Origin of the sequence: uncultured Nostoc sp., assembly GCF_964247315.1 — a bacterium.
Classification (GTDB): domain Bacteria; phylum Cyanobacteriota; class Cyanobacteriia; order Cyanobacteriales; family Nostocaceae; genus Nostoc.
In genome coordinates this window covers 1-10,733 of sequence record NZ_CAXTTT010000181.1, presented here as the reverse complement: position 1 = coordinate 10,733, position 10,733 = coordinate 1, and the positions used below count along the sequence as shown (strand labels likewise).

Sequence of the window (10,733 nt, the reverse complement as noted above, 5' to 3'; positions counted from 1 at the left end):
CCACGAACAATTTGTATTCCCTGAGGAGGTATTACCACGTGGTAACGCTCTCTAATAGACCAAATATCTTAGGCGGCGCTGGACGCGACCAGGAATCCACTGGATTTGCTTGGTGGTCTGGTAACGCACGTTTAATCAACCTATCTGGTAAACTGCTGGGTGCTCACGTTGCCCACGCTGGTTTGATTGTATTCTGGGCTGGAGCGATGACTTTGTTTGAAGTCGCTCACTTCATTCCTGAAAAGCCCATGTATGAGCAGGGCTTGATCCTGTTACCTCACCTTGCCGCTCAGGGTTGGGGTGTTGGTGCTGGTGGTGAAGTCATCGATACCTTCCCCTACTTTGTTGTTGGCGTACTCCACCTAATTTCTTCAGCCGTCCTTGGCTTTGGTGGTATCTATCATGCCGTTCGCGGCCCAGAAACCTTAGAAGAATACTCTTCTTTCTTTGGTTACGACTGGAAAGACAAGAACAAGATGACCAACATTATCGGGTTCCATCTGATTATTTTGGGATTCGGTGCATTGCTATTGGTAGCAAAGGCAATGTTCTTTGGTGGGTTGTATGATACCTGGGCACCAGGCGGTGGTGATGTTCGGATTATTACCAATCCGACATTGAACCCAGCAGTTATCTTCGGTTATGTAATCAAGTCTCCCTTTGGTGGCGAAGGCTGGATTGTCAGCGTTGATAACTTAGAAGATGTGGTCGGTGGTCACATCTGGATTGCCTTTATCTTAATTTCTGGTGGTATTTTCCACATTCTTACCAAGCCTTTTGCTTGGTCGCGTCGGGCATCCATCTGGTCTGGTGAGGCTTATCTCTCCTACAGCTTGGGGGCTCTCTCTCTGATGGGCTTCATTGCCTCAATCTTTGTTTGGTTTAACAACACCGTTTACCCCAGCGAATTCTTCGGCCCTACTGGCCCAGAAGCTTCTCAAGCTCAGGCTTTGACCTTCTTGATTCGTGACCAACGCTTGGGTGCTAACGTCGGTTCTGCCCAAGGCCCTACTGGTCTAGGTAAATACCTGATGCGCTCTCCGACTGGTGAAATCATCTTCGGTGGTGAAACCATGCGTTTCTGGGATTTCCGCGGCCCTTGGTTGGAGCCTCTACGTGGCCCCAATGGTCTTGACCTGGAAAAAATCAAGAATGATATTCAGCCTTGGCAAGCTCGTCGCGCTGCTGAATACATGACCCACGCTCCTCTGGGTTCTTTGAACTCCGTGGGTGGTGTGGCTACCGAAATTAACTCCTTCAACTACGTATCTCCTCGTGCTTGGTTGGCGACTTCTCACTTCGTACTAGGATTCTTCTTCCTAGTTGGTCACTTGTGGCACGCTGGTCGCGCACGGGCTGCTGCTGGTGGTTTTGAGAAAGGAATTAACCGTGATACTGAGCCAGTGATGTTCATGGACGACCTAGATTAGGTTGTAAAGTTTATTTCATCACTGACAACTAAATAATTTAGAGGCTCTTGCATAAAAGCAAGGGCTTTTTTTATAAGAAAATTAGTAATCTATTAATTAATACCATTTTGGATTTTGGACTTCGGCTTCTCTACGAGACGCACTCGCGTTCGCTCAGTCGAACGATTTTAGATTTTGGATCGGAAACCGCTTGGTGTATCTGGGTTTTCTCTGTCCATTTGTCGCAATCATTTTTAAAATTGGTATAAACTGAGCGACTTACCAAGGTAATTAATACTATGAGCAATTCAAATTTTATTGATGGTTTGCGATGGACATTTGAAGCTAAAGAAAAATTGCAAAATATTCCCTTTTTTGTCCGCTCTCAAGCTAAAGCCAGAATTGAACAGCTGGCTCGTGAAGCAGGACAAGAGCTTGTGACAGCCGATTTGGTAGAACAGGCTAGGCTTGAGTTTGGACAGTAAAACATTCTGGAGGTCGTAACAATGACAGTCGCCAAGAATCGAGCAGACCGAGTAATGCTTTATGACATTAGCTGGCAACAGTTTGAAAATCTTCTAAAAGACTTGGGAGAGCATCGGGCAGCAAGGTTAGCTTACGATCGCACTACTTTGGAAATTATCACACCTTTACCTGAACACGAACATTACAAAGAGGTAATTAGCGATTTGGTCAAGGAAATCGCTGATGTGCTGGATTTAGACTATGAAAGTTATGGCTCGACTACTTGGAAGCGAGAAAGCCGAATGGCAGGGGTAGAGTCAGATAACTGCTTCTATTTCCAGAATGAAGCTGTTATTAGGGGTAGATTAAATCTGGACTTGAGACAAGACCCATCACCTGATTTAGCACTAGAAATTGATGTTACCAGTAAGTCCCTGAATCGCTTTCCCATTTATGCCCGCTTGGGAGTACCAGAACTTTGGTGTTATGACTCCGGTGAAATCAAGATTTATCATTTGCAAAATGGGGAATATGTCGAATCAGAGAAGAGTTTAGTATTTCCTACTTTAGAAATTCGATATCTGCCGAAACTGATTGAGCAAAATCGGACAGATGGTAGACGGGCAATTCGTCGAGCGGTGCACGAATGGGTAAGGGAAGGCGGGAAGGATAAAGATTGAACTACCCAGTCAACCTAATTCATAATTACGAATTACGTTAGCGCAGCGGTATCAAGTCCGCGAACGTCATTACGAATTAGTATCAACTTTCTCCTACATTCATTGCTGCTAAAACAGCCTTCTGGCTTACATCTCTATAAACGGTATTCAAATACTTCATTACCACATCACTCGAAGTTGAATTTACTGCATTTTCCTCTTCCTTTGCTAGGGGAATCACTCCCAATACATCTAATATCGTCTCGCTACTAGAGGGCACAATAACTACCAAGGATGACTCTAGTGGCTCATTGTATTGCCAAAAAGAATCAATTTTTACTGAGTATTTATTATTAGGAATTGACTGTTGAACATCAGGCGTTTCTGTAGTATTGGGTTTATTCTTGGTACTACGTAATTCACGCAAATCGCTGATAATTTGCTCTTTGGTACGTCCGCGCAATTGAAATAGTACAAAGGGGTCTTCACTGAATCTGTCGCCTAACTGATAGTATATCGCACCAATATGTTTACAGGGATTTGCTTTATCAGGACAAGAGCATTTACTCTGGACATCAGCAAGGGTAAATGGAAATATCGAAAGACCATTAGCTGTGAAGACTTCTTCTATATTTTGTGGCATTTCTCCTGCTAGTAGCTTGGCAGCAAAAATTGCCCTTTGGGACATGCTTTCAATTACATAACCCCATTGTTCATCGGTAAATGGTTCAAGGGAGAGGGAAACTTTATAGGGTTCAACTTCACTACCTTGCACCCTAGCTAATACTTTTGCTCCTTTAAATTCGATACTGAGAACATTTCCTTGACGAGCATAGTTTCTTGCACGTTCTAAACGCTTTTTAAAGCGATAGGAATCTAGCAAATCTAGCCATTGTTGTGACCACCATTCGCGGCTTGCTTGTAATGTGTAATTAGTCATAAGTCACGTCGCTTCGCTCCGAATTCAAAATTCAAAATTCAAAATTATGGAATGGATTGGTTGATCTCGTTTTGTGACAGTATAAAGATTCAATAGACCCCTTGCAAAAGTCTCAAGTTTTAACTATTTCTCTGTGCGTTTACGTGAAGTCAATAAGTATTTATGCAAGAAGTCTAATGCATACGAACAAATATAAAGTTGTAGTATTGTATTACCATAGAAACAGTTAAGTTTACACCACAAACTTATTCTGCATCATCATCAATTACTGCACTGCGATCAAGTAGTAGTAAGTTACGAAGTTGGTCTGTATCCATTTCGGTTAACCACTCTTCACCAGCACCCACAACTTGTTCAGCCAATTGTTTTTTACTTTCAATCATGTCATGAATTTTTTCTTCTAAAGTGCCAGTGCAAACAAATTTATGTACTTGCACATTCCGAGTTTGACCAATCCGAAATACTCTATCTGTAGCTTGATTTTCCACGGCTGGGTTCCACCATCTATCAAAATGGAATACATGATTTGCTCGTGTTAGATTCAGTCCTACTCCACCCGCTTTCAAAGAAAGAATCATAATTGGTGGGCCTTGAGGATCGTGTTGGAAACGGTCGATCATTTCCTCTCGTTGTTTTTTGCTGGTGCTGCCATATAAAAAGAATATTTCTCGCCCTAACTGTTTTTCTAAATAGGGTTTAAGTAATTTACCCCATTCAGCAAACTGTGTGAAAATTAAAGCGCGATCGCTTTCTGCTAAAACTTCTTCTAACATTTCTTCTAGCCGCAGAAGTTTGGCTGAATTATGTTGCTCTAATGTCGCCTGTTTCAAGTATTGGGCTGGGTGATTGCAGATTTGCTTGAGTTTAATTAGTAAAGCCAAAATCATCCCCCGGCGTTGCAATCCCTCCGCAGATTCTATCTCTACTAAAGATTGTTCTACAACTTGTTGATAAAGTGCGGCTTGTTCGCCAGTCAGACCGCAGAATACGGTCATTTCTTGCTTATCTGGTAAATCTTGAATGATGTCGCGATCGCTTTTCAATCGCCGCAGTATAAATGGTTGCACTAATGAACGTAACTGAGTCAAAGAAGCCGTATCACCATACTTTTCTATTGGCATAGCAAACCGCCTCTGGAAAAATTGCTTATTGCCTAAATACCCAGGATTGAGAAAATCCAAAATAGACCATAATTCTTGCAGTTTATTTTCTACTGGTGTCCCCGTCAACGCAATGCGAAATGTAGCTTCTAATTGCCGCACTGCTTTTGACTGCTTGGCCTCTGGATTTTTCACATTCTGGGCTTCATCTAAAACTATTATCTGCCAAGAGACACTTTGCAATGACTTGATATCTCGATGAAGAAGTGAGTAGCTGGTAACGATTAAATCGTGATTTTTTACTGCTTCTAAAAATGCTTTCCCTTTTGGGCGTTTGTCACCGTGATATTGCAAAATTTTCAGGCTTGGTGCAAATTTATTTACTTCCCTTTCCCAGTTGCCTAAAACCGAAGTTGGGCAAACTAGCAGTGTTGGATTTTCTAGTACATCCTGTTCTTTGAGATGTAGCAGAAAAGCAATGAACTGAATAGTTTTACCGAGTCCCATGTCGTCGGCGAGACACGCACCCAAGCCCCAACGTTCCAAGAATGATAACCAAGCAGCACCACGTTCTTGATAAGGTCGCAACTGCCCTTTAAAGCCTGTTGGTGTGGGTAAAGGTGCGATCGCTTGATTATTGGTTAACGCTCCAATCAACTCTTGTAATGCCCCAGATGCATCAAAGCTGACCACTGGTAACTTTTCAATTACCTGAGTATCCCCTGTACTGAAACGCAAGGCATCTTCCAGGGAAAGGGCCATTTGGTCTTTGCGAGTGGTAAAAAAAGTTTGGGCTGTCTTGATATCTTGGGGTCGCAATTCTACCCACTCACCGTTAATTTCCACTAGCGGACTATTTAAAGCCACAAGTTTATCAAATTCGGCTTTGGAAATAGTTTGTCCGCCAATTGCTAATTGCCATTGGAAATTTAGTAGACTCTGCAAACCCAAACGTCCCTGCTTTGTCTTTGGGGTTTCAGCAGTAATTTTTAAACCCAAACGGTTCGCCCATCCTTCACGATTAGCCAAACTGGGAGGCAAAATTACTCCCAAACCACTGTCTTCCAGCCTCCAAGCTACAGCTTTGATGAACTCATAAGCTTGGATGGGGGTGAGGCGAGAAAATTGGGGATATTCGGTTTCAAAGCTGGCTACTATTGTTGGGTATAATCTGGAAGCTACCCCCAAACCTCGCAGAAATGTTTCTTGTGGTTGGTCAATTGTCCGATTTTCATAAACCAATCTTTCAACTGGATTGTTCCAAATAGTTGCCGCATCGACTAAAAACTCTGGATCGTCAGCCGCTTGCAAAAAATACGCCAATGTCCAATCTGTTTCGCCAGACTCTGGAGAACGCAGTTGAAAACAGGTACGAAATAATGTTTTAAGAGTTAACTGGTATTGTAAAGGCATAGTCCAAGCCTTCAATGCCGCTTCCAGTCGTTCCACTTCAATTGCATCTGCATTAACTGTACCAGATGCACTAGTTAAGGCTGGCAACCACTGTCGCACCCCAGATGGTAAAGATGCGTAGGCGGAGCCAGTCGTAGACATCGCCTTGGCTTCAATTGGAAGTTGAGAACCTACCATGTCTCGCACTTGGGCATCTATCGTACTGTTGAGAAATCCCAAAAGTAATTCTTGAGGTTCAACGGGGAAGTTTATATAGATTGGGCATGGGGCATGGTTATTTTCTTTGTCCCTTTGTCCCTCCCCACTCTCCACTCTCCACTCCTCACTCCCTACTCCCTCTTGATAAGTACGACAAACCAACGGCATATTCGCAGAAAATTTTTCTAGGCGGGTTCCATCTACAGCACTATCTAGAAGTACTTGCCATTTAGCTGCAAATGCACCATCTGATTGTCGGTCAATTGTTGGTAAAAACTTACACCGTGAGATTAAATCTAAATTCCAACGGGCAATCTGTGACCAAAAACGTAAATCTCCACCCAAAAAAGCATCTTCCCCTTTAGCAGCATTTAGGGGAACAGCAGCGAGAAATTTTACCGCTTCGCTGGGGTTGAGACAAAAACCTTCAACTCGCCAAGGTTGCAAATATTGCGGGGAGTCTGTGTCTAGCCCTAAGCTAGCAGAATGTACAGGGAAAATCGCTGTTGTTCCTTCGTTAGTATCTTCTGGGATATAAGTTGGTAAGGCAATTATTTGTGAATGTGTTGGCAAAGTAATCTCAGTGGCACTAGCGGCTTTGCGCGTTCGTCCAGTAGTCGCGATCGCTTTGCTTGCCGCAGGCATCGCAATTTGGGGTTGCTGAATGAAGTTGGTAATTGCCATATCCTGCGATCGCAACCACTCACTCAACTCAACTGATGTCATTGCCAATGGATGTAGTGCTATATCTCCAGATCCACTAGACTCGAAATTCACTCGTGGCGATCGCCAAGTTTCCCCCCAAATAAATAAACAACCATTTTGATTTTTTAGTAACCAATTACAGTGTAAAATCGCCATTTGCTAACTACTCAGATTTTCCCAAAACTCCAGAATTAAAATCGCAATTGTTCTACTTTTTGCATCTTCTCAAAAAGATTTATTGACCAAGTTTCTCATATAATAAATATTTAAGTAATTATTCCATATAAATATTGTTAATAATGAATTTTCCCCTAATTAAAGTTTTAAAAAACGGCATGTTAGTGGAATTGGATTATATGCATCCTCAAGAACACGAGGTTGTAAGATCGTTACTCAATGTTGTAATTGTTGAAGGTAAAACCTATCCCCAAAAGCAACCTCTCTCTCCTACAGAATTTTCAGCTTACTGGTTAAGCAAGGATGCCTTTGTTGTCAGGACATCTATGGTAGATCCTACACACAAGCCAAAAGAAATATTAGGGGCGTTTTATTTAAAGCCAAACTTTCCTGGTCGGTGTAGCCATATTTGCAACGCTGGTTTTATTGTACAACCTGGATTACGCGGTCAGGGTTTAGGACGGTTCATGGGAGAAGCTATGCTTTCGATAGCAGCAAACCTGGGCTACGAAGCAGTGATGTTTAATTTGGTCTTTGAGACTAATATACCTTCAATTACACTTTGGCAGTCGTTAGGATTTGAGATTATTGGGCAAATTCCGGGTGCGGCGAAGCTAGAGAATGGGCAGGTAGTAGATGCGCTAATCTTGTATCACACTTTGCTTTGAACGACTTGTCTATCTTTGTATCTACTAGAAGTCAGCCATAGGGCATAAATGTTAGGATTGCCACAGAAAGAGAATAGCGAAAGAGAAGGAAAAAAAACTGAATGGCAGAAGTTGATAAGTCAATATCCTTCGATGGAAGGGATATTCGACTGAAAGTAGGCCTACTAGCTCCCCAGGCAGGTGGGTCGGTTTTGATAGAATCAGGGGACACATCCGTTTTAGTGACGGCTACGCGATCGCAAGCCAGAGAAGGCATTGATTTTCTTCCCCTGACTGTAGATTATGAAGAAAGGCTATATGCCGCTGGTCGGATTCCTGGAGGGATCATGCGGCGAGAAGGTCGCCCACCAGAAAAAACAATTCTCACCAGCCGTCTTATAGACCGTCCTCTGCGTCCTTTGTTCCCTTCATGGTTGCGGGATGACCTGCAAATTATTGCCTTAACGTTGTCGATGGACGAGTTAGTTCCACCCGATGTGTTAGCAGTTACAGGTGCTTCCATTGCTACCCTGATTGCTCAAATCCCCTTTAATGGGCCAATGGCAGCAGTGCGGGTTGGTTTAGTGGGAGATGATTTCATCATTAACCCCACTTATGCAGAAATTGAAGCCGGAGACTTGGATCTGGTAGTAGCTGGTTCGCCACATGGCGTAATCATGGTGGAGGCGGGAGCTAATCAGTTGCCAGAGCGAGATATTATCGAGGCAATTGATTTTGGCTACGAAGCGGTGCGGGATTTAATCAAAGCCCAGCAAGATTTAGTAGCAGAACTGGGTCTGGTAATAGTGCAAGAAGCACCACCAGAAGTAGACCAGACACTGGAAAATTATATCCGCGATCGCGCTAGTGGCGAGATTAAGAAAATCCTGTCTCAATTTACTTTCACCAAACCGGAACGCGATGCCGCTTTAGATGTCGTCAAGAATGAAATTGCGACGACGATCGCCGAACTGCCACAAGAAGACCCGATTCGAGTTGCTGCAACCGCAAATAGTAAGGCACTTGGTAACACTTTTAAAGATATTACCAAATACTTCATGCGGCGGCAAATCGTCGAAGATAACGTTCGCGTTGATGGTCGTAAACTTGATGAAGTACGACCTGTTTCTTGTTTAGTTGATGTCTTACCAAAGCGAGTCCACGGCAGCGGTTTATTTAACCGAGGACTAACTCAAGTATTATCCACTTGTACTCTGGGTACACCTGGGGATGCTCAAAACCTCAACGATGACATGCAGCTAGATCAGCACAAGCGTTACCTGCATCATTACAACTTCCCGCCGTTCTCAGTTGGGGAAACTAAGCCAATGCGGGCCCCAGGAAGGCGCGAAATTGGTCACGGGGCATTAGCAGAGCGATCGCTCATACCTGTGCTACCGTCAAAAGAACAATTTCCCTACGTGATTCGCATCGTATCGGAAGTACTTTCTTCCAACGGTTCCACCTCAATGGGTTCAGTCTGCGGTTCCACCCTCGCTCTGATGGATGCTGGTGTACCAATTCTCAAACCCGTTAGTGGCGCGGCAATGGGTCTGATTAAGGAAGGGGACGAAGTACGAGTCCTGACCGACATCCAAGGCATTGAAGACTTTTTGGGCGACATGGACTTCAAAGTTGCCGGGACGGATGCCGGGATTACCGCCTTGCAAATGGATATGAAAATCTCCGGTTTGTCTTTGGAGGTTATAGCACAAGCCGTTCACCAAGCTAAATCAGCCCGGTTGCACATTTTGGAGAAAATGCTCGCGTGCATTGACACGCCGCGGACTGAAACCTCACCTTATGCCCCACGTCTGTTAACAATCAAGATTGATTCAGACATGATTGGTTTGGTGATCGGGCCTGGAGGCAAGACTATTAAGGGAATCACAGAGGAAACTGGTGCAAAAATTGACATCGAAGATGATGGCACTGTGACAATTTCCGCTGTGGATGAGAACAAGGCCAAGAGAGCCAGAAATATCATCCAAGGCATGACCCGCAAGTTGCACGAAGGGGATGTCTATGCAGGACGCATTACTCGGATCATACCGATAGGCGCATTTGTGGAATTCCTGCCTGGAAAAGAAGGCATGATTCACATTTCACAACTAGCTGACTACCGCGTTGGCAAAGTTGAAGATGAAGTAGCAGTGGGCGATGAAGTGATTATCAAAGTGCGCGAAATTGATAACAAAGGTCGGATTAATCTCACCCGCTTGGGTATTCACCCAGATCAAGCAACAGCAGCAAGAGAAGCTGCGGCGGTGAATCGGTAACTCGATTTGGGATTTTAGATTAGATTAAATCTAAAATCCGCGATGCCTATCGTGAAGGCATCGCCGTATGCTTCTCTAAATTGACAAATTACGAATTACGAATTATTTTAACGACTTTTCTAGTGTTTTTGGCTCAGGTAGAGGTTGACTGTCTGCCAAAGATGATTCAATCAGCATTTCTAAAACTTCTTGAGCATTTTTGAAAGCTTCTTCGTAAGTATCTCCGTGAGTATGACAAAATCCCCATTCAGGAAGACTCACAACAAAACACTCGTCTTCATCAGACCACTGAATAACGATTGTATATTTCATATTTATTCATACACGTCTCGGCGATGAGCAATAGTGGTGACAATAAGCTAATTGGTTTCATCATCAATTCGGTAAATAACGTGATATTCACCAATGCGATCGCGATAGTAGCCTGCAAAATTACCTTTGAGAGGTTTAATAAGCTAAAAATATTTTAATTTGCATCCTTCAAAAAATAAATCTCTTGTGGGGTGGGCATCTTGCCATAGGTGTCAAGTTAAGATGAAATCACTGGGGTGAACTAGTATAGCTAGGGACACTTCGGCAAGCTCCCTTCGACAAGCTCAGGGCGGCGCAGTGCATCGCTGGGGACTGGATGAAAAGTCTTTTTGTGTTTAGGTTTTATCCGACTCAAATTAAAATTGAACAAAAATAATAAACGACACCCCGAATTCGATGAACATACCTTTGACATTTGGGCTGATGCCT

8 protein-coding genes are annotated in these 10,733 nt (G+C 43.5%); 5 read left to right on the top strand and 3 right to left on the bottom strand.

What is annotated here, in order from left to right; genetic code table 11:
• Nucleotides 1–38 precede the first annotated feature (38 nt).
• The 3 genes from psbC (at nucleotide 39) to ACFE93_RS32280 (ending at nucleotide 2,554) form a co-directional block, all read left to right on the top strand.
• Nucleotides 39–1,430: a photosystem II reaction center protein CP43 gene (gene psbC / locus ACFE93_RS32290; protein WP_375479837.1), complete on the top strand. Its 1,392-nt coding sequence runs from the start codon at nucleotides 39–41 to the stop codon at nucleotides 1,428–1,430.
• Between the two features lie 278 nt (nucleotides 1,431–1,708).
• Entirely contained in the window at nucleotides 1,709–1,894 is a 186-nt protein-coding gene (locus ACFE93_RS32285) for a PCP reductase family protein (RefSeq protein WP_375479835.1), read from the top strand.
• 21 nt (nucleotides 1,895–1,915) lie between these two features.
• Nucleotides 1,916–2,554, top strand: a complete 639-nt coding sequence (locus ACFE93_RS32280) for a Uma2 family endonuclease (protein WP_375479833.1) — start codon at nucleotides 1,916–1,918, stop codon at nucleotides 2,552–2,554.
• Nucleotides 2,555–2,636: 82 nt separating this feature from the next.
• Here the strand turns inward: ACFE93_RS32280 and ACFE93_RS32275 are convergent, their stop codons facing one another.
• The gene (locus ACFE93_RS32275; protein ID WP_375479831.1) at nucleotides 2,637–3,473 is read right to left on the bottom strand and encodes an SWIM zinc finger family protein; all 837 of its coding nucleotides are present in this window, start codon (nucleotides 3,471–3,473) and stop codon (nucleotides 2,637–2,639) included.
• Nucleotides 3,474–3,718: 245 nt separating this feature from the next.
• Nucleotides 3,719–7,045 (bottom strand): DEAD/DEAH box helicase, encoded by a 3,327-nt coding sequence (locus tag ACFE93_RS32270; protein WP_375479829.1) that lies wholly within the window; start codon nucleotides 7,043–7,045, stop codon nucleotides 3,719–3,721.
• Between the two features lie 143 nt (nucleotides 7,046–7,188).
• Here ACFE93_RS32270 and ACFE93_RS32265 point away from each other — a divergent pair, with 143 nt between their 5' ends.
• A complete protein-coding gene (locus ACFE93_RS32265) occupies nucleotides 7,189–7,734 on the top strand; it encodes a GNAT family N-acetyltransferase (RefSeq protein WP_375479827.1) in 546 nt (181 codons plus the stop codon).
• A 101-nt stretch (nucleotides 7,735–7,835) separates the two neighbouring features.
• Complete coding sequence (locus ACFE93_RS32260) at nucleotides 7,836–9,992, top strand: polyribonucleotide nucleotidyltransferase (protein ID WP_292864433.1); 2,157 nt, start codon at nucleotides 7,836–7,838, stop codon at nucleotides 9,990–9,992.
• 102 nt (nucleotides 9,993–10,094) lie between these two features.
• On the opposite strand, the gene ACFE93_RS32255 is transcribed toward ACFE93_RS32260, so the two are convergent.
• Nucleotides 10,095–10,304, bottom strand: a complete 210-nt coding sequence (locus ACFE93_RS32255) for a type II toxin-antitoxin system HicB family antitoxin (protein ID WP_375479825.1) — start codon at nucleotides 10,302–10,304, stop codon at nucleotides 10,095–10,097.
• Nucleotides 10,305–10,733 lie beyond the last annotated feature (429 nt).